This is a genomic window from Streptomyces sp. 4F14 (assembly GCF_048159485.1).
Taxonomy (GTDB): domain Bacteria; phylum Actinomycetota; class Actinomycetes; order Streptomycetales; family Streptomycetaceae; genus Streptomyces.
The window spans coordinates 129,411-148,670 of record NZ_JBLRVY010000018.1; the positions used below are offsets into that span (position 1 = coordinate 129,411).

The following is a 19,260-nucleotide window of genomic DNA, read 5'->3' on the forward strand; positions in this document are numbered from 1 at the left end:
CTTGATTCAAGGAGCGCTCGTGCTCACTGTCGGTGACAAGTTCCCCGAGTTCGAACTGACCGCCTGTGTCTCGCTGGAGAAGGGGAGGGAGTTCGAGACGATCCACCACAAGTCGTACGAGGGAAAGTGGCTGGTCGTCTTCGCGTGGCCGAAGGACTTCACCTTCGTGTGCCCCACCGAGATCGCCGCGTTCGGCAGGCTGAACGACGAGTTCGCCGACCGTGACGCCCAAGTCCTGGGCTTCTCCGGGGACTCCGAGTTCGTCCACCACGCCTGGCGCAAGGACCACGACGACCTGCGCGACCTGCCGTTCCCGATGCTGGCGGACTCCAAGCACGAGTTGATGCGCGACCTCGGTATCGAGGGTGAGGACGGGTTCGCCCAGCGCGCGGTCTTCATCGTGGACCCCAACAAGGAGATCCAGTTCACGATGGTCACCGCCGGCTCCGTCGGCCGTAACCCCAAGGAGGTGCTCCGCGTGCTGGACGCCCTCCAGACCGACGAGCTGTGCCCCTGCAACTGGACCAAGGGCGAGGCGACCCTCGACCCGGCCAAGCTGCTGGCGGGTGAGTGAAGTTGAGCGTCGACGCGCTGAAGTCCCGCATACCCGACTACGCCAAGGACCTCCGCCTCAACCTGAGTTCGATCATCACCAACTCCGAACTCACGCCGCAGCAGTTGTGGGGCACGGTTCTGGCTACGGCCATCGCCTCCCGCTCACCGATCGTCCTGCGTGAACTCGCCCCGGACGCACGGGAGATGTTGTCGCCGGAGGCGTATCGCGCGGCCAAGTCAGCAGCTGCGGTCATGGCGATGAACAACGTCTTCTACCGCACGCGGCACCTGCTCTCCGACCACGAGTACGGCAACCTCCGTGCGGGCCTGCGGATGAACATCATCGGCAACCCCGGCGTCGAGAAGGTCGACTTCGAGCTGTGGTCGTTCGCGGTGTCGGCGATCAACGCGTGCGGGGCGTGTCTGGACTCGCACGAACAGGTGTTGCGGAAGGCGGGAGTTGGCCGCGAGGTGGTCCAGGAGGCGTTCAAGATCGCCTCGGTGATCCAGGCGGTCGGGGTGACGCTGGAGGCGGAGGAGATCCTCGGGGAGTGAATGCGCGTACGGCGGCCCTGCGGTGCGGGGCCGCCGTGGTGCGTTCGGGGTCAGGCGGTGAACTGACCGTCTTTCACGCCGGCGGTGAAGGATGCGAACGCGGGGGAGGAGAAGCCGAGTACGGGGCCCTCCGGGGCCTTGGAGTCGCGGACGGGCACGAGGCCGCGAGCGGCGACGCCGAGGGCGACCTCGACGCAGTCGCCGCCGTTGTCGCTGTACGAGGACTTGACCCAGAGCGCGACCTCGACGCAGTTGCCGCCGTTGTCGCTGTGCGAAGACTTGACCCAACGGAGGGAATGAACGGTAGTCACGGGGTGCCCTTTCGAACCTGTCTGATCATGGCCACGGACTCTGCCTGGGACAGCGCTTCAGCCTGTAGTTGATGGTAGGCCGTCAACGCGCCAGCCACAGCGGGGGTTTCGCGGGCAAAGTTCCCCTGAGCTTGGGACTCGGCGTAGTAGAGCATCGTCCGGTCCGCCATCGTGATCAGGTTCACCGGCAGATTCAACGAGCGGCGCTCCCCCATCGCGAACGGCGCGATCTGAAGCATCGTCCGGGGACTGGCCGCGAACTCGATCAGGCTGTCGAGCTGTGCACCCATGACCTCGGGGCCCCCGACGGGCCGAAGGATGCAACTCTCGTCCATCACCACGAACATCATCGGCGGACGGAGGCGCTGGAGCAGCTTCTGCTGGCGATCCAACAGGAACGAGACCCGGTCGTCGGCCTGTTGCTCGGTGATCTCTCCCCGCTCGAAGGCACTGTTCGCCAACACCCGCGCGTACTCAGGCGTCTGCAACAGTCCAGGAATGATCCCGATGTTGTAAAGCCGGACCTCCGTGGCCCGAGCCTCATTGCCGACGTACTCCGGGAACCCTTGCAGCAGCGACCCGTACGTGATCTTCCGCCACTCCTTCTCGAAGAAGTCCCCTGTGCGGAGCACCACATCCATACTCTGCGCGAACGGCAGAGTCGGCTTCTTACGGGCGGTCTCCACCGCCGAGATGTGCGACGCCGAGTACTTCGCTGCCTCGGCGATCTCCTCCTGTACCAGCCCCTGTTCCTCCCGCACCCGGCGCAACTCCGCACCGAACTTCGCTTGCGGCGAGGCTTCCGGGTTCAGCTCCTTACGGTTCACCAACTTGCGTGCCCCCTTTGGTCAGTTGCTCTGCGCCTGACTGTAGGACACGGCAAGTGCTCCCCGTAGCGAAACGGCTACAAAGAGGAACCGGAACCCCCCGGCGGTCTCCCCCTCCGCGGCAGCGGCCCCGTACCCCCCGGCAACCTCCCCGCCTCCTGCAACGCCTTCCTCAACAGGAACTCGATCTGCGCGTTCGCGGAGCGCAGCTCGTCGCCGGCCCACCGGGCCAGCGCGTCGTAGACGGCGGGGTCCAGCCGCAACAGCACCTGCTTGCGCTGCGGCCGGCGTTCGCCGGGGGAGGGGGTGGAGGTCACTGGTAAAGGGTCCCGGTGTTGAGGACGGGCTGAGGCGCGCGGTCCCCGCAGAGGACCACCATCAGGTTGGACACCATCGCCGCCTTGCGCTCGTTGTCGAGTTCCACGATGTCCTGCTCGGTGATGCGGGCGAGGGCCGCTTCGACCATGCCCACCGCGCCGTCCACGATCTGGCGACGCGCCGCGACGACCGCGCCCGCCTGCTGCCGCTGAAGCATCGCGGAGGCGATCTCAGGAGCGTACGCGAGATGCGTGAAGCGCGACTCGATGATCTGGACGCCGGCGGTGTCGACGCGCTCGCGCAGCTCCGCGGCGAGCTTCTCGGTGATCTCCTCGGCGTTGCCGCGCAGGGAGAGGCCGCCCTCGTCGTGGGCGTCGTAGGGGTACTCGATGGCGATGTGGCGGACCGCTGCCTCGGTCTGGGTGGAGACGAACTCCAGGTAGTTGTCGACCTCGAAGCTCGCCTGCGCGGTGTCCTCGACGCGCCACACGACGACGGCGGCCAGCTCGATGGGGTTGCCGTACGCGTCGTTGACCTTCAGGACGGGCGTCTCGTGGTTGCGGACGCGCGTCGAGATCTTCGCGCGGGAGGAGAAGGGGTTGACCCAGCGCAGCCCGTCGTCCCGCAGGGTCCCCCGGTAGCGGCCGAAGAGCTGGACGACCCGCGCCTCGCCCGGCGCGATCATGTTCAGCCCGCAGAGCGTGAAGAGCGCGGCCACGGCGACGAGGATGCCGCCCGTGATGAGGACGGCCTTGACGGCGACGGCCGTGACGGCCGCCGCCGAGATCGCCGTACCGATGCCGCCGAACATCCCGAGGAGTCCGAGCGACAGGGCGAGCCCGCCGCCGACGCTGTGCGCCGGGAATTCTCGTACCGGATTGTCCGTCATGGGCTGTTCGGTCATGGGTTGTCCCCCCGAAGTCACTAGCGTTGGTCTAGCTAAGTGATATCACTTTTTCGGCTCGCGGCAACCCTTGGGCGTTCGGAAGCGTCGAAAACGTTGGGGAGGAACGGGTGTGACCCCGGGGGCTGTTGTGCCCGGGTGGGCAGTATCACGCCCGTAAGAGTCCGCATCGGCGGACGTTTGTCATAGAGAGCGATGTTAGTTTTCTGAGCTGACCTGCCGAGACGGAAGCGGAGCGAGCGGACTCATGGGACGAGCGGACGACAGACGTGCGCGACAGCGCGGTGGCCGCCGCGCGGCGCCCAGGGAACGCTCGGAGCGGGAGCCGGTGTCCGTACCGGAGGAGGCGGGCCCTCCGCAGGCAGCGCCCAGCGCCTCGGAGCCGATACCCGGCGGCCGGGCGGCAGCGCGCCGCGCGGCACAAAAAAGCGGTAAGAAAAAGGGCAAGGCGGCGGGCGGCAAGGACGGCCGCAGCTTCCTGCGCAGGATGTTCACCTGGAAGAAGATCCTGGGGACGTTCCTCGGGGTGTGCCTCCTCGGCATCGGCGCCTTCATCGCCGCGTACATGATGATCGACATCCCGGTCGGGAACGCCGACGCGCTCAAGCAGAGCAACGTCATCCGCTACAGCGACGGCACGGTCCTCGCCCGCGACGGCGACCTCAACCGCGAGAACGTCTCCCTCGCCAAGATCCCCAAGGACGTCCAGCGCACCTTCGTCGCCGCCGAGAACAAGTCCTTCTACCAGGACTCCGGCATCGACCTGAAGGGCACCGCCCGAGGCATCCTCAACACCGTCGCCGGGCGCGGCGCGCAGGGTGGCTCGACCATCACCCAGCAGTACGTCAAGAACTACTACCTCACCCAGGAACAGACGGTCACCCGCAAGCTCCAGGAGATCGTCATCTCCCTGAAGCTCGACCGCCAGAAGTCCAAGGACTACATCCTGGCCGGGTACATCAACACCAGCTATTACGGCCGTGGCGCGTACGGCATCCAGGCCGCCGCCCAGGCGTACTACCGGGTCGACGCCGACCGCCTCACCGTCGAGCAGGGCGCCTACCTCGCCGCGCTCCTCCAGGCCCCCAGCCAGTACGACTGGGCCGTCGCCTCCGACACCGGCAAGAAGCTCGTCCAGGCCCGCTGGAACTACGTCCTCGACAACATGGTCGGCCAGAAGTGGCTGGACAAGGGCAAGCGCGAGGCCATGAAGTTCCCGGTCCCGCTGGAGCCCAAGCCGGCCGCCGGCAACAAGGGCCAGGTCGGCTACCTCGTCGACGCGGCGAAGAGGGAACTCTCCCGGCAGCTCGTCGCCACCGGCCGCGCCGCCACCAGGTCCGACGCCGACGCCCTCGTCGACCGGGGCGGCTGGACCATCACCCTCAACATCGACAAGAAGAAGCAGGCGGCCCTCGAAGCGTCCGTCAAGGAGCAGCTCACCAGCAAGCTCGACAAGAAGAAACGCTCCGTGGACGGCGACGTCCAGGCCGGCGCCGTATCCGTCGATCCGAAGACCGGCAAGGTCGTCGCGATGTACGGCGGCACGGACTACCTGGAGCACTACATCAACAACGCGACCCGCACCGACTACCAGCCGGCGTCCACCTTCAAGCCCGTCATCCTCGCCGCCGCCCTCGCGCACGACGCGAAGACCCAGGACGGCGACACGATCAACGTCAACTCGATGTACGACGGCACCAGCAAGCGCCCCGTCGTCGGCAGCGCGATCGGGTTCGCGCCGGAGAACGAGGACGACCAGGACTACGGCCAGGTCACCGTCCAGACGGCGATGAACAAGTCCATCAACTCGGTCTTCGCCCAGCTCGGCGTGGACGTCGGCATGGACAAGGTGATGGAGACCGCCAAGGCGCTCGGCATGGACACCACCGACCTCAAGGCCGTCCCTGCGCAGACCCTCGGCACGATGGGCGCGAGCCCGCTCCAGATGGCGGGCGTCTACGCCACCCTCGACAACCACGGCAAGAAGGTCACCCCGGCGATCATCGAGGAGGCCGAGTCCTCCACGATGACCATCAAGCCGGACCCGATCGGCGACCAGGTCATCACCCGCGAGGCCGCCGACACGGTCACGTCCGTCCTGACCGGTGTCGTCGACGACGGTACGGCGAAGACGTCCGTGCGCGACAACCCCAACCGCAACGGGCAGAAGGTCGCGGGCAAGACGGGTACGTCCGACGACAACAAGTCGGCCTGGTTCACGGCCTATACGCCGGACCTGGTGACGTCCGTCGGCCTCTTCGGCGAGTCCGCGAAGCCGCCGCACCCGCAGGTGACGCTGACCGGCGCGACCGGGCTGATCCCCGGCAAGGGCCGTATCAACGGTGGTGGTTACCCGGCGCAGATCTGGGCCGACTACACGTTCGGGGTCTCCTCGAAGGTCTCCAAGTTCGAGCTGGAGACGACGCAGGGCGCGGCGGTCCAGCCGACGATCACGGCCACTCCGTCGCCGAGCCCGTCGCCGTCGCCGTCGAAGTCCTCGTCGCCGTCCCCGTCCCCGAGCAACTCCCCGTCGCCGACCCCGACGCCGACGCCGACCCCGACACCGACCCCCACTCCGACGCCGACCCCGACGAGATCCCCGTCACCGACACCGACGGGTGGGGACACGCTGGGGACAGGCGGGGGGAACCCGTTCAATCCGGGCGGAGACCAATAGAAAAGGCGCCCGGTACTGGAAAGTACCGGGCGCCTTTCTGCCGCCAGGGGCGCGGGGCTGTGTCAATTTGCGGCTACCGCCGCGTGGGCGCGACCAGCCCCCACCAGGCGGAAAGCCGAAACTCAACTGCGATTCAGCTCGAACCAAACAACCTTGCCGGTGCTGAGCCTCGTCGCACCCCACCGCCGCGCCAGCTTGTTCACGAGGTACAACCCCCGCCCACCCTCATCGGTCGCCCGAGCCTGCCTGAGCCGAGGCAACTGCGGCACATCGTCCCCGACTTCACAGCGCAGGACGTCGGTCCGAAGCAACCGCAGCGTCACCGGCCGGGAGGCGTACCGCACCGCGTTGGTGACAACCTCACTCACCAACAGCTCGACGGAATCGCTGAGTTCCTCAAGTCCCCAGCGCGCCAAGGCCCTCCGAGCAAGCCGCCGCGCACGGCCCGGCGCCGCGTCCTCCGGCTCCAGGAACCAGTACGCGACATCACTGGGCGCGATCCCGTCGAACCGCGCGGCGAGCAGCGCGATGTCGTCGTCCCGGTCGCCGGGACCGAGCATGTCGAGCACCTCGTCGCACAGCGCTTCGAGCGGCGGCGGATGGTCAGGGCCGGTCAACTGCGCGGTGGCGGCGAGCTTCTCGCGCAGGGCTTCTATGCCGGTCCAGACATCACGGAGCCGGGACTCCACGAGCCCGTCGGTGTACAGGAGCAGCGTCCCGCCGGCCGGCGCGTCGAGTTCGACGGCCTCGAAGTCGACTCCCCCGACTCCGATGGGCGCGTTCGGCGGCACCTTGAGGACCTCGGCCCGCCCGCCGAGGTGCAGCAGCACCGGCGGGGGATGGCCGGCGTTGGCGACGGTGATGCGGTGCGAGACCGGGTCGTACACCGCGTACAGGCACGTCGCCATGCGGTCCTGGCCGAGCCGCTGGGCCTGCTCGTCGAGGTGGTGCAGGACCTCCTGGGGCGGCAGGTCGAGCCCGGCCAACGTCTGGGCCGTCGTACGGAGTTGGCCCATGATCGCGGCGGACGTCATCGAGTGGCCCATGACGTCGCCGACGACGAGGGCGACGCGGCTGCCGGGCAGCGGGATCGCGTCGTACCAGTCGCCGCCGACGCGGGCGGTCTCGGCGGCGGGGAGGTAGCGGGAGGCGAGGCGCACGCCGGTCGGGCGCGGGAGGTGCTCGGGGAGCATCGTGCGCTGCAACTCGTCGGCGATGTACGCCTCGCGGCCGTACAGGACCGCCTTGTCGATGCCGAGCGCGCTGTGCGTGGCGAGTTGGGCGGCCACCAGGAGGTCGTCCGACTCGAAGGGGAAGCGGTCGGCGCGGCGGATGAAGACGGCCGCGCCGATCACCCGGCGCCGGCCGCGCAGCGGGGCGAGGATCGCGCGCTGCCCGCCGGGGACGACCAACTGGCTGTCCTCGCCGAGCAGTTCCGGCAGCGCGGCGCGCGCGGCGGGCGCGTCCGCGAACACCGGCCTCACCCCGCGCAGCACCTCCGCGAGCGCCCCGCCCTGCCGTACCTCGCACAACTCGGCGATGGCGGACGACAGTTCGGAGATCTCCGGCGGTTCGGGCAGCGGCGCCGGGATGATGAACCCGGCCTCCGAGTCCCGCTCCTCGGGGATGCGGTCGGTGCGGCGCAGGCGCAGCACCAGGGGCCCGGTGGGGCGTTCGTCGCCGACCGGCAGCGGGTCGCGCAGGTAGACGAGGATCGCGTCGGAGAACGTCGGCACGGTCGCCCGGCACAGGCCCATCACGATCTCGTCGAGGTCGATGCCGCGCGCGATGCGCCGGGTGGCCGCTCCGACGAACCTGAGGCGGTCGCCGTCGCGCCGCATCGGCGTCGGCTGGCCCGGCGGCAGCGACGAGCCCTGGCGCCGCTCCTGCGGCACCTCGCCGCCCGGCTGCGCGGGGATCGACTCCGGCGCGGGGCGGGGGCGGTGCGCGTCGGGCTCGGCGGCCACCGGCTGCGAGTGCTCGGGCTCCTTGCCCGGATCGCTCTTGTCGTCACCGCCCGTGTCGTACGGCGGTGTCTCCAGTGCCGCGGTGCCCGGCGAGTGCACCGGGGAACGCAGGAGCGCCCCGCGGGGATCCGCGGGGTCGGCGCCCTGAGGGCGTTCGAAGGAGGTCGGGTGCTCCGTCACGCGTGTCGAATCCGTCCGTCCGGGGCTGCGCGCCGTACGCGCAGTCGGTCCCGCAGAAAATCCGATACCCGGAATACGTCTCCACGGAACGGGAAACCGGCGCGACCGGAGGCTGTTTCCGACTCCCCGGGGGACGACTGGCCGCCGCCCGTACCGGTGTTGCCCTCGTACCCCTCGCTCACGTCCTGCCGCCCCTCGGTGACGTTCGGTCAGACCTGGTGTCTGCTCCGGGAGTTACTGCCGCACTGCCCTTCCGGACGACGATCCTACGGTTGCCGTCCCGGGGCGCATCAAGGGTCTCATGGTGAAGCATGCACGGGGGTACGGTCCCAGTCCTGCGGAAGAACGGGAACGGTCCAGGTCGGATCCGGGCGCCAGTTCTCCCAGCCGTCCCGGTACGGCGCTCCCCAGGCGCGGATCACCTCCACCGCGGCCAGCCCCGCGGCGCGGGTGCGCGCCGCCGCCCCGGCGTCCATCAGGCCGACCCGCTGTGCCTGCGCGAACTCGTCCTCATCGAGCCAATCCCAACTCCGGTCCGGATGTACGCAGATGTCCAGGAAGTGATCCTCGGAGTCCACCCCGCCCGCCCAACGGGCCAGCGGCTCCTCCAGATTGACGTACCAGTTCTTGAACTGCCAACCCGGTTCCCAGAACAACCACACCGACCACGGGTCGCCGGGCCGCGCGAGCTTCAGCACCCCGGTCCCGAACCAGCGGCCCCGCTGGACGGTACGGGGCTTCGTGTACCGCGTCTCCAGCGGCTCCTGGTGCACCGGGGTGCCGTCCGCGAGGCCCGGCTTCACGCACTCCGTGCCGGGCGCGAGCCAGACGGCGAGGAGGTCGGCGTCGTCGCGGACGACGGTGACGGGGCGGGCGATGTGGAAACCCGGCCCGCCGTTCGCGCGGTAGCGCCACAGGACGGGGGTGCCCGGCGCCCAGCGGGCGGGCGCGTCGGTCGTGGGCGGGGAGCCGTCCGTCGCCGTACCGTTCACGCCGCTCACCGCTCCCTCGTCTGCCATGACCAGATATTAGGTGCCCTGGCCAATCAGCGCTGTGGCTTCCGTCATGGTTCTCGTGATCTTAAATCTGCGTCCCCGCTGGTTACGGGTGTGTCATCCGCAGGACATCCAGCGCCTCGTCGAGCTGCTCGACCGTCAGATCGCCCCGCTCGACGTACCCGCCCTCGACGACGACCTGCCGGATCGTCTTGCGGTCCGCGAGGGCCTTCTTGGCGACCTTCGCGGCCTCCTCGTACCCGATGTACTTGTTCAGCGGGGTCACCACCGACGGGGACGACTCGGCGTACTCGCGGGCGCGTTCGCGGTGCGCGACGACGCCGTCGACCGTGCGGTCCGCGAGCAGGCGCGAGACGTTCGCCAGCAGGCGGATCGACTCCAGGACGTTCTTCGCGATCACCGGGAGCATCACGTTCAGCTCGAAGTTGCCGGCCGCGCCCGCCGCCGCGACCGTCGCGTCGTTGCCCGTGACCTGCGCCGCGACCATCAACACCGCTTCCGGGATCACCGGGTTGACCTTGCCCGGCATGATCGACGAGCCGGGCTGGAGGTCCGGCAGCGAGATCTCCGCGAGGCCCGTGCGCGGGCCCGACGCCATCCAGCGCAGGTCGTTGGCGATCTTCGTGAGACCGACCGCGATCGTCCTGAGCTGACCGCTGGTCTCGACGATGCCGTCCCGCGCGCCCTGCGCCTCGAAGTGGTCGCGGGCCTCCGTGAGGGGCAGGCCCGTCGCACGGGCCACCTCCGCGATCACCGCCGCGGAGAAGCCGGGCGGGGTGTTGATGCCGGTGCCCACCGCCGTGCCGCCGAGGGGGAGTTCGGCGAGGCGGGGGAGCGAGGCGCGCAGCCGCTCGACGCCGTACGTCACCTGTGCGGCGTACCCCCCGAACTCCTGTCCCAGCGTGACGGGGGTCGCGTCCATCAGGTGCGTGCGCCCCGACTTGACGACGTCCGCGAACTCCTCGGACTTGCGCGTGAGGGACGCGGCGAGGTGCTCCAGAGCCGGGATCAGGTCGTGGGTGACCGCCGCCGTCGCCGCGATGTGGATCGACGAGGGGAAGACGTCGTTCGACGACTGGGAGGCGTTCACATGGTCGTTGGGGTGCACGTTCCTGCCCAGGCGCTCCGTCGCCAGCGTCGCGATCACCTCGTTCGCGTTCATGTTGGACGACGTCCCCGAGCCCGTCTGGAACACGTCCACCGGGAAGTGCTCGTCCCACATCCCCCCGGCGACCTCCTCGGCCGCCTCCTCGATCGCCCGCGCGATGTCCGCGTCCAGCACCTTCAGGTCGGCGTTCACCTTCGCCGCCGCGCCCTTGATCCGCGCCAGCGCCTCGATGTGCGCGCGCTCGATCCGCTGCCCGGACACCGGGAAGTTCTCCACGGCCCGCTGCGTCTGGGCCCGCCACTTCGCGTGCGCCGGGACCTTTACCTCGCCCATGGAGTCGTGCTCGATGCGGTAGTCGCTCATGTCCCGTACAGCGAACGGAGTCGCTCGCTTGTTCCTGAAGCGGCGGAAGTTCACCCGATCCGGGTGGTCTGGACGTGGAACGCACGGGATGGGTTGCCTCGTACCGGTGTGACATGGAACAACGCCAGAACGCCGGTCCGCATGTTACAAACTTCAAGAGATTCTGTGCTTGGAGCAACCGTGCCCACCCGTCCCCCCACGCCGGCCGCCCTGACCGTCGCCCTGGTCAGCCACGACGGCACCCTCCCCGGCCGGCTGCCCCGAGGCGGCGTACGCGTCCTGCGCTCACCCGGCGAACTCCGCCCCCACGACGACGTCGTCCTCTTCTACGGCACCGGCATGGCCGTAGTCCTCAAGAGGTACGCCGACAGCGTGCCCGGCGCCCTCCCGCCCGCCCTCGTCCTCGCGGACCGGCTCGACTGGGACGACGTACACCTCGCCCTCCGTCACGGCGCCCGCGGCTACCTCCTGGAGCACCGGGACGGCATCCCGCTCACCGAAGCCCTGCTGTGCACCGCGCGCGGGGCCAGCGTCCTCGCGCCCGAGATCGCCGCGTCCCGCGCGCGGGGGCCTGCCGACCGGCGCTCCCGGCTCTCCCCGCGCGAGCGCCAGGTCATGGACCAGCTCGCCGTCGGCCTCGGGGTCCGGGAGATCGCCCGGCGGATGGTGCTCACGCACAAGACCGTCCGCGACTACGTCAGCCGCATCTACGGCAAGCTCGGCGTCCACTCCCGGGCGGAGGCGGTGCTGTGCTGGCTGGGACACGTCGAACCGGGAGAGGCCGGCCGCTGACGCCGGTCAGCCGCAGAGGCGGAACTCGTGCTGGGCCGTCTTCACACCGACCGCCACGGCCGAGCGGTTCGCGTTGTTCTCCGTCACGTCGTAGGGGGATGAGCCCCCAGTATCAAAACCGCACCCACACTCAAAACAGAGGCATATACCCCAACTGCCACCCCCCGACGGCCCGTTATTCCCGCGCCCCACCCCCACCGGTCCCGTACCCTCTCCCCGAGGCGGGGTCGTAGCACAGAGGTAGTGCGCCGCGACAACATCTCGGAGGACGCCGGTTCGAATCCGGCCGCCCCGCCCCTTCAGGAACTCCTCTGCTTGCCTGAGATCCGTCCTGTGCTCCCGGATGACAGCAGAGCCCCCGGCGGACGCCGAGGGCTCTGTCAACGCTGCTTGTCGGGTGGCTCAGCCCAGCCCGGGCCCCCGTACCGGAATCGTCGTGAACGTGGGTGCGGGTGCCGGGTCCTGGAAGAAGTCGTTGCCCTTGTCGTCGACGACGACGAATGCCGGGAAATCCTCGACCTCGATCTTCCAGACCGCCTCCATGCCGAGTTCCTCGTACTCGACGACCTCGACCTTCTTGATGCAGTCCTGGGCGAGGCGGGCGGCGGGGCCGCCGATGGAGCCGAGGTAGAAGCCGCCGTGGGTGTCGCAGGCGGCGGTGACCTGCTGGGAGCGGTTGCCCTTGGCGAGCATGACCTTGGAGCCGCCGGCGGCCTGGAACTGCTCGACGTAGGAGTCCATGCGCCCGGCGGTGGTGGGGCCGAAGGAGCCGGAGGCGTAGCCCTCGGGGGTCTTCGCGGGGCCCGCGTAGTAGACCGGGTGGTCCTTGAGGTACTGGGGCATGTCCTCGCCCGCGTCGAGCCGTTCCTTGATCTTCGCGTGGGCGATGTCGCGGGCGACGACCAGGGGGCCCGACAGGGAGAGACGCGTCTTCACCGGGTACTTGGTCAGCTCGGCGAGGATGTCGTCCATCGGCTGGTTGAGGTCGATGCGGACGACGTCGTCCTCGTCGGCGGAGAGGTGCTCGTCGGTCGTGTCGGGCAGGAAGCGCGCGGGGTCGGTCTCCAGCTGCTCCAGGAACACGCCCTCGGCGGTGATCTTCGCGACGGCCTGCCGGTCGGCGGAGCAGGAGACGGCGATGGCGACGGGGCAGGAGGCGCCGTGGCGCGGGAGGCGGATGACGCGGACGTCGTGGCAGAAGTACTTGCCGCCGAACTGGGCGCCGATGCCGATCTTCTGGGTGAGCTCGAAGACCTTCTCCTCCAGCTCCTTGTCCCGGAAGCCGTGCCCGAGCGCGGAGCCCTCGGCGGGGGCCTCGTCGAGGTAGTGCGCGGAGGCGTACTTCGCGGTCTTGAGGGCGTACTCCGCGGACGTGCCGCCGACGACGATCGCGAGGTGGTACGGCGGGCAGGCGGCCGTACCGAGCGAACGGATCTTCTGCTCCAGGAACTTCATCATGGAGGCCTCGTTCAGGACGGCCTTGGTCTCCTGGTAGAGGAAGGACTTGTTGGCGGAGCCGCCGCCCTTGGCCATGAAGAGGAACTTGTAGGCGCCGCCGTCGGTGGCGTACAGCTCGATCTGCGCAGGCAGGTTGGAGCCGGTGTTCTTCTCCTCCCACATGGTGATGGGGGCCATCTGGGAGTAGCGCAGGTTGAGGTTCAGGTACGCGTCGTAGATGCCGCGGCTGAGGGCCTCCTCGTCGCCCCCGCGCGTGAGGACGTTCTGTCCGCGCTTGCCCATGACGATCGCCGTGCCGGTGTCCTGGCACATGGGCAGGACACCCGCGGCCGCGATGTTCGCGTTCTTCAGGAGGTCGAGAGCGACGAACTTGTCGTTGGAGGACGCCTCGGGGTCGTCGACGATCCGGCGCAGCTGCGCGAGGTGCGCGGGGCGCAGGTAGTGCTGGATGTCGTGGATGGCCTCCTCGGCGAGCTTGCGCAGCGCCTCGGGCTCGACCTGGAGGAACGTCCGCCCGTCCGGCCCCTCGACGGTGGAGACGCCTTCGGAGGTCACCAGCCGGTAGGGCGTGGTGTCCTCTCCCAGGGGGAGCAGATCGGTGTACGCGAACTCAGGCATCGACGCCCATTCCTCACTTGATGGTCTGCGGCCGGCCGCCATTGGCAAGCGCTGTCCAGCCTAGAACCTGCCGCTGACAACGCCCCGGTGAGGCAAGGCTTAGTTCGATGATAATGAAAATCCCGGAGGGGTGTCGCGATCTATCGTGTTTCGCTACCCTGCTGTCGTGGACCTTCAGAAGCACACCCCGCCACAGCCCGCCCCGGCCCCCACCGACCTGCGCGCCTCGGACGCCGACCGCGACCGCGTCGCCGACATCCTGCGCGACGCCCTGGCCGAGGGCCGCCTCACGGCCGACGAGCACGCCGAGCGCGTCGAGGGCGTCCTCGCCGCGAAGACGGTCGGCGAGCTGGAGGTGTTCGTCCAGGACCTCCCGGCCGCGCACCCGCCCCGGACGACCGCCCCGCCCCGCCCGGCGGGCGGCGCGCTGCCCGCCGACCCGGACGACAACATCGTCGCCGTCTTCAGCAGCGCCACCCGGCGCGGGCGCTGGCGCGCGGGGCGCCGTATCCACGCGTACGCGGTCTTCGGCAGCGTCGAGATCGATCTGAGCGAGGCCCTGTTCGAGTACCAGCAGGTCGTCGTCAAGGCGTACGCCGTGTTCGGCAGCGTCGAGGTCCGCGTCCCGGAGAACATCTCGCTGCGGGGCAACGGCGGCGGCATCCTCGGCAGCTTCGAGGTCGACACCCTGGACTCGGGCGATCCGGACGCCCCGGTGGTGTACCTGGACGGCTGGGCGGTGCTCGGCAGCGTGGAGGGAAGACCCCGGCGCGGGCGGCTCGTCGCGGACATTCTCGATCGGGTTCAGCGCAAAGTGGACCGCGGTTTGCACAAGCACCTGGACCGTTGAGGGCAGGGAAGGGGTGTGAAACCCGCGGTTCGGAACTCAGTGCATAGGTGCGCGTACAGCGGGTAGGGCTTGCTGCATCGCCTCTCGCAATCGTCTCTCGCTCGCGAAGCCGTCGTCAGGAGTAGACCGTGCTGCAACCGCCGCATTCGTCCCTGGTAGCTGCCGTTCCGGCCCAGCGGGTGCCCGTGCGGGACCAAGACGCCCCTTGGCATACGGAGGCGGTGTGCCGTCGCGACGAGGCCGGGCTGTTCTTCGCCCCCTCCAAGGAACCCACCGCGGCCCGCCTCTCCCGCGAGGAGGCCGCCAAGCGCGTCTGCGCCCGCTGTCCGGTCATGGTGCAGTGCCGCGAACACGCGCTGCTCCAGCCGGAGCCGTACGGCGTCTGGGGCGGCCTGACGGCGGCCGAGCGCCGCGTCGTCCTCGCGCGCCGGCGCCGCAGGGAGCTGGAGCTCAAGAAGGCGGCACGGGCGGCGGACAACAGCAGGGTCGCGCAGGCGGGTTGAGGAAACCCGCTCACAGGAGAGGGCGTTCCCGGGGGGAACGCCCTCATCGGTGGTCCTACGTCACTTCGCCCGGTCGAAATCCACCGCGCTGTACGCCCGCAGCTTCCGCAGCCGGTGTTCGGAGTCGATCCGCCGCACGGTCCCCGACTTCGAGCGCATGACGATCGAGTCGGTGGTGGCGGTCTCGGAGCGGTAGCGGACGCCGCGCAGGAGTTCGCCGTCCGTGATGCCGGTGGCGACGAAGAAGACGTTCTCGCCCTGGACGAGGTCCTCGGTGGTGAGGACGCGGTCGAGGTCGTGGCCGGCGTCGAGGGCGCGTTGGCGCTCCTCCTCGTCCTTGGGCCACAGCTTGCCCTGGATGACACCGCCGAGGCACTTGACGGCGCAGGCGGAGATGATGCCCTCGGGGGTGCCGCCGACGCCGAGGAGGAGGTCGATGCCGGTGCCCTCGCGCAGGGCGAGGATGGAGCCGGCGACGTCGCCGTCGGAGATCAGCTTGATGCGGGCGCCCGCCCGGCGGACCTCGTCGATGATGCCCGCGTGCCGGGGGCGGTCGAGGATGACGACGGTGACGTCCTCGGGGGTGGCCCGCTTGGCCTTGGCGACGCGCCGGATGTTGACCTCGACGGGCGCGTTGATGTCGACGAACTCGGCGGCCTCCGGGCCGGTGACGAGCTTGTCCATGTAGAAGACGGCCGACGGGTCGAACATCGCGCCCCGCTCGGTCGCCGCGAGGACGGCGATCGCGTTCGGCATGCCCTTGGCGGTGAGGGTCGTCCCGTCGATGGGGTCGACGGCGATGTCGACCTCGGGCCCCGTCCCGTCGCCGACCCGCTCGCCGTTGAACAGCATCGGAGCCTCGTCCTTCTCGCCCTCCCCGATGACGACGACGCCGTTCATCGAGACGGTCGAGACGAGCGTGCGCATCGCGCGTACGGCGGCCCCGTCGGCGCCGTTCTTGTCGCCCCGCCCGACCCAGCGGCCCGCGGCCATCGCGGCGGCCTCGGTGACCCGGACGAGTTCGAGGGCGAGGTTGCGGTCGGGGGCCTCGGAGGGGACATCGAGTTCGGACGGCAAGTGATGGTGCTCGGACACGGGGCGCACCTTTCTGACCGATACTGCGACGGCCGGGGCGAGGTTCTGACTCCTGACTCTAACTCCAGTACGAAAAAATGAGCAGGGGACCCCACGGATGAGCGCGCGGGGCACCTGCGACGATAGGGGGCGTGGCAGGTTCGAACGGCAAGCAGAAGTCGGCCCGGGACATGATCCTCTCCCTGGGGCTCATCGTGGCGGCGGCATTCGTCATCTACTTCTTCATCCCGCACGACGACGGGGAGCCCGACCTCAAGCGGGTCGACTACACGGTGGAGCTGGCGACGGCCCGCCGCGCCGCGTCGTACCCCGTCTCCGCGCCCGTGGGGCTGCCGGAGACCTGGAAGGCGACGTCCGTCCGGTTCGACGGCGCGGACTCCGACGCCTGGCACCTCGGCTTCCGCGCGCCCGACGGGCAGTACGTCCAGGTCGAGCAGTCCGCGTCGGACAAGCGCGACAAGTTCGTGGACGACGCGAGCCAGGGCGCCACGGCGACCGAGGTCACCGACGAGATCGACGGCGCCAAGTGGACCCGCTGGACCGGCGGCCGCTACGACGCGCTCGTCCTGACCGGCGCCGACGGCTCCACCACGGTCGTCGCCGGCACGGCCTCCTTCGACCGCCTCGCGGAGATGGCGCGGGCGCTGAAGACCGCCTGACCGCTGTACGTACGGAGAAACCCCCCGGAGACCGGCTCCCCGGGGGGTTTCCGTACGGCTACGGCGCTGATCAGACCGTCGTGACGACGTCCTCGTACGCCAGGCGCGGCGAGCGCGGGTACGAGGCGCCCTCGGCGGCGTGACCGATGTTGACCACCATCAGCGGAGTGTGGTCGTCGTCCAGGAACTCCTTGCGGACGCCCTCGAAGTCCACGCCGGTCATCGGGCCGGCCGCGAGGCCCGCCGCGCGCACGCCGATGATGAAGTACGCGGCCTGGAGGGCGGCGTTCACCTTCGCGGAGCCCTCACGGGCCGGGCGCTCGGCGAAGAAGACGTCCTTGGCCTGCGGGAACGCCGGGAACAGGGTCGGCAGCTCCTCGTGGAACTCGTTGTCCGCGGAGAGGATCGCGACCAGCGGGGCGTCCTGCGTCTTGGCCTGGTTGCCCTCGGCCATGTGCTTCACCAGGCGCTCGCGGGCCTCCGCGGAGCGGACCAGGGTGATGCGCAGCGGCGTCTGGTTGAACGCCGTGGGGCCGAACTTGACCAGGTCGTAGATCGCCTGGACCTGCTCGTCGGTCACCGGCTCGGCCGTGAAGGCGTTCGCGGTGTGGGCCTCACGGAACAGCAGGTCCTGGGCGGTGGGGTCGAGAACGAGAGACATGCGTGGCTTTCCTTAGGTGCACGTCCGGATCCGGGACGCCGGACCGGTTACGGGTACGACGGTACGCCACGGAAGTTCAATGTTCAACCAACCTTTGGTCCAGGGTGCGCGTACCCCGTTTACTCGGCCTCCTCCTCGCCCTCCTCCGCCAACGCCGCGTCCAGCCGCGCCCGCGCGCCCTCCAGCCAGCGCCGGCACACCTTCGCCAGCTCCTCGCCGCGCTCCCACAGGGCGAGGGACTCCTCCAGCGTCGTACCGCCCGCCTCCAGCCTGCGCACCACGTCGATCAGCTCGTCCCGCGCCTGCTCGTAGCCGAGGGTCTCTTCCGTCGTCCCGCTCATGCCTGTGCTCCCCGCTGCTCTTCCTGTGCCACCCGTACCGTGAACTCGCCCTCGGCGACCCGCGCGCGCAGTGTGTCGTCCGCCGCCACCTCGTCCGGCGCGCGGACCACGTGGCCGTCCGGGCGCTGGAGGACCGCGTACCCCCGCTTCAGCGTCGCCGCCGGGGAGAGGGCCACCACGCGCGCGTGCGTGTGCGACAGCTCCGAGTCCGCGCGGTCCAGGACATGGCCCAGCGTCCTGCGCGAGCGCTCCAGGAGCGACGCCACGTGGTCCTCCCGCTCGTCCACCATCCGGTGCGGATCCTGTATCGCCGGGCGCGCGAGCGCGTGCGCCAACCCCCGCTCCTCCCGGTCCACGAACCCCTCCACACAACGCCGGGCCCTGCCGCGCAGCATCCGTACGCGCTCCAGCTCCTCCCCGACGTCCGGGACGACCTTCTTCGCCGCGTCCGTCGGCGTCGACGCGCGCAGGTCCGCGACGTGGTCCAGCAGCGGGTTGTCCGGCTCGTGCCCGATCGCCGAGACGACCGGCGTACGGCACGCCGCGACCGTCCGCACGAGCTGCTCGTCCGAGAACGGCAACAGGTCCTCGACGCTGCCGCCGCCCCTCGCGACGACGATGACGTCCACCTCGTCCATCGCGTCCAGCTCCTTGACCGCCTGGACGACCTGCGTGACCGCGTGCACGCCCTGTACGGCGACGTTCCGCACCTCGAACCTCACGGCGGGCCATCTGTGCCGGGCGTTCTCCAGCACGTCCCGCTCCGCCGCCGACGCCCTCCCGCACACCAGCCCGATCAGCTGCGGCAGGAACGGCAGCCGCTTCTTGCGCTCCGGCGCGAACAGGCCCTCACTCGCCAGCGTCTTCTTCAACTGCTCCAGCCGCACGAGCAGTTCCCCCACGCCGACGGGCCTGATCTCGGCGGCCCTCAGCGACAACTGCCCCCGGGGCGCGTACCACTCCGGCTTCGCCAGCACGACGACCCTCGCGCCCTCGCCCACGACATCGGCGACGGCGTCGAAGACCTGCCGGAAACAGGTCACCCCGACGGAGATGTCATGGGAAGCGTCCCTGAGCGTCAAAAAGACGACCCCGGCGCCGGGCCTCCTCGAAAGCTGCGTGATCTGCCCCTCGACCCACACCGCCCCCAGCCGATCGATCCAACTCCCGATGAGCCGCGACACCTCCCCGACGGGCAGGGGAGCTTCCGCGGACGTGTTGACAGCCATGTGCCCGAGAGTATCGGCCGGGACTGACAACGGGTGGCCCGTTCGGCTGCGGGTGCGTTGTGGCCGTTCGCGCAGTTCCCCGCGCCCCTGGCGACGACCGCTCACGCCGGCCGACAAGCAGCCGACGCCGGTGCGGGCGGTTCGGCTGCGGGTGCGTCGTGGTTGTTCGCGCAGTTCCCCGCGCCCCTTAGGGCGGCATGCTCGCCCCGGTTGCCAAGGAGCCGCTGCGACGAGCACCGCCGCCTGCCGCCTGTACTCGACGAAGCACAGTCA

19 protein-coding genes and 1 tRNA gene are annotated in these 19,260 nt (G+C 69.7%); 8 read left to right on the top strand and 12 right to left on the bottom strand.

Features of this window, described 5'->3' with window-relative positions; genetic code table 11:
- The first annotated feature begins 19 nt into the window (after positions 1-19).
- Both ACLZOT_RS28890 and ACLZOT_RS28895 read left to right on the top strand, forming a co-directional pair.
- The gene (locus ACLZOT_RS28890) at positions 20-574 is read left to right on the top strand and encodes a peroxiredoxin (protein WP_416972036.1); all 555 of its coding nucleotides are present in this window, start codon (positions 20-22) and stop codon (positions 572-574) included.
- 2 nt (positions 575-576) lie between these two features.
- Entirely contained in the window at positions 577-1,110 is a 534-nt protein-coding gene (locus ACLZOT_RS28895; protein WP_416972037.1) for an alkyl hydroperoxide reductase, read from the top strand.
- Between the two features lie 50 nt (positions 1,111-1,160).
- Here the strand turns inward: ACLZOT_RS28895 and ACLZOT_RS28900 are convergent, their stop codons facing one another.
- From ACLZOT_RS28900 to ACLZOT_RS28915, 4 genes are all read right to left on the bottom strand, one after another.
- Positions 1,161-1,421, bottom strand: a complete 261-nt coding sequence (locus tag ACLZOT_RS28900) for a DUF397 domain-containing protein (RefSeq protein WP_416972038.1) — start codon at positions 1,419-1,421, stop codon at positions 1,161-1,163.
- Positions 1,418-2,248, bottom strand: coding sequence for a helix-turn-helix domain-containing protein (locus ACLZOT_RS28905; RefSeq protein ID WP_416972039.1), 831 nt, complete (start codon positions 2,246-2,248; stop codon positions 1,418-1,420). Before ACLZOT_RS28905 ends, ACLZOT_RS28900 begins: the two co-directional genes overlap by 4 nt.
- 77 nt (positions 2,249-2,325) lie before the next feature.
- The gene (locus ACLZOT_RS28910) at positions 2,326-2,565 is read right to left on the bottom strand and encodes a hypothetical protein (protein WP_416972040.1); all 240 of its coding nucleotides are present in this window, start codon (positions 2,563-2,565) and stop codon (positions 2,326-2,328) included.
- Entirely contained in the window at positions 2,562-3,470 is a 909-nt protein-coding gene (locus ACLZOT_RS28915; protein ID WP_416972041.1) for an SPFH domain-containing protein, read from the bottom strand. Before ACLZOT_RS28915 ends, ACLZOT_RS28910 begins: the two co-directional genes overlap by 4 nt.
- 247 nt (positions 3,471-3,717) lie before the next feature.
- On the opposite strand from ACLZOT_RS28915, the gene ACLZOT_RS28920 reads away from it, so the two are divergent.
- Positions 3,718-6,147, top strand: a complete 2,430-nt coding sequence (locus tag ACLZOT_RS28920; RefSeq protein WP_416972042.1) for a transglycosylase domain-containing protein — start codon at positions 3,718-3,720, stop codon at positions 6,145-6,147.
- Between the two features lie 122 nt (positions 6,148-6,269).
- Here the strand turns inward: ACLZOT_RS28920 and ACLZOT_RS28925 are convergent, their stop codons facing one another.
- The 3 genes from ACLZOT_RS28925 to ACLZOT_RS28935 form a co-directional block, all read right to left on the bottom strand.
- Entirely contained in the window at positions 6,270-8,294 is a 2,025-nt protein-coding gene (locus ACLZOT_RS28925; protein ID WP_416972043.1) for a SpoIIE family protein phosphatase, read from the bottom strand.
- 299 nt (positions 8,295-8,593) lie between these two features.
- Complete coding sequence (locus ACLZOT_RS28930) at positions 8,594-9,313, bottom strand: DUF402 domain-containing protein (protein ID WP_416972044.1); 720 nt, start codon at positions 9,311-9,313, stop codon at positions 8,594-8,596.
- Between the two features lie 82 nt (positions 9,314-9,395).
- The gene (locus ACLZOT_RS28935) at positions 9,396-10,781 is read right to left on the bottom strand and encodes a class II fumarate hydratase (RefSeq protein WP_416972045.1); all 1,386 of its coding nucleotides are present in this window, start codon (positions 10,779-10,781) and stop codon (positions 9,396-9,398) included.
- A gap of 180 nt (positions 10,782-10,961) precedes the next feature.
- Between ACLZOT_RS28935 and ACLZOT_RS28940 the strand changes: the two genes are divergently transcribed.
- Entirely contained in the window at positions 10,962-11,573 is a 612-nt protein-coding gene (locus tag ACLZOT_RS28940; RefSeq protein WP_416972046.1) for a LuxR C-terminal-related transcriptional regulator, read from the top strand.
- Positions 11,574-11,794: 221 nt separating this feature from the next.
- A tRNA-Leu gene (locus ACLZOT_RS28945) sits at positions 11,795-11,869 on the top strand.
- A 106-nt stretch (positions 11,870-11,975) separates the two neighbouring features.
- On the opposite strand, the gene ACLZOT_RS28950 is transcribed toward ACLZOT_RS28945, so the two are convergent.
- A complete protein-coding gene (locus tag ACLZOT_RS28950) occupies positions 11,976-13,649 on the bottom strand; it encodes a fumarate hydratase (protein WP_416972047.1) in 1,674 nt (557 codons plus the stop codon).
- 166 nt (positions 13,650-13,815) lie between these two features.
- On the opposite strand from ACLZOT_RS28950, the gene ACLZOT_RS28955 reads away from it, so the two are divergent.
- Positions 13,816-14,499 (top strand): DUF1707 SHOCT-like domain-containing protein, encoded by a 684-nt coding sequence (locus ACLZOT_RS28955; RefSeq protein WP_416972048.1) that lies wholly within the window; start codon positions 13,816-13,818, stop codon positions 14,497-14,499.
- A 128-nt stretch (positions 14,500-14,627) separates the two neighbouring features.
- The gene (locus ACLZOT_RS28960; protein ID WP_416972049.1) at positions 14,628-15,002 is read left to right on the top strand and encodes a WhiB family transcriptional regulator; all 375 of its coding nucleotides are present in this window, start codon (positions 14,628-14,630) and stop codon (positions 15,000-15,002) included.
- Between the two features lie 60 nt (positions 15,003-15,062).
- Here the strand turns inward: ACLZOT_RS28960 and glpX are convergent, their stop codons facing one another.
- Positions 15,063-16,097 (bottom strand): class II fructose-bisphosphatase, encoded by a 1,035-nt coding sequence (glpX, locus tag ACLZOT_RS28965; RefSeq protein WP_416972050.1) that lies wholly within the window; start codon positions 16,095-16,097, stop codon positions 15,063-15,065.
- Positions 16,098-16,228: 131 nt separating this feature from the next.
- Here glpX and ACLZOT_RS28970 point away from each other — a divergent pair, with 131 nt between their 5' ends.
- Positions 16,229-16,756: a DUF4245 domain-containing protein gene (locus tag ACLZOT_RS28970; RefSeq protein WP_416972051.1), complete on the top strand. Its 528-nt coding sequence runs from the start codon at positions 16,229-16,231 to the stop codon at positions 16,754-16,756.
- 70 nt (positions 16,757-16,826) lie between these two features.
- Here the strand turns inward: ACLZOT_RS28970 and ACLZOT_RS28975 are convergent, their stop codons facing one another.
- The 3 genes from ACLZOT_RS28975 to xseA all read right to left on the bottom strand — a co-directional run bounded on the left by ACLZOT_RS28975 (position 16,827) and on the right by xseA (position 18,987).
- Positions 16,827-17,417, bottom strand: coding sequence for a malonic semialdehyde reductase (locus ACLZOT_RS28975; RefSeq protein WP_416972052.1), 591 nt, complete (start codon positions 17,415-17,417; stop codon positions 16,827-16,829).
- A gap of 119 nt (positions 17,418-17,536) precedes the next feature.
- On the bottom strand, positions 17,537-17,758 hold the full coding sequence (locus tag ACLZOT_RS28980; protein ID WP_416972053.1) for an exodeoxyribonuclease VII small subunit: 222 nt from the start codon (positions 17,756-17,758) through the stop codon (positions 17,537-17,539).
- Positions 17,755-18,987 (bottom strand): exodeoxyribonuclease VII large subunit, encoded by a 1,233-nt coding sequence (gene xseA / locus ACLZOT_RS28985; protein ID WP_416972054.1) that lies wholly within the window; start codon positions 18,985-18,987, stop codon positions 17,755-17,757. Before xseA ends, ACLZOT_RS28980 begins: the two co-directional genes overlap by 4 nt.
- Between the last annotated feature and the right edge of the window lie 273 nt (positions 18,988-19,260).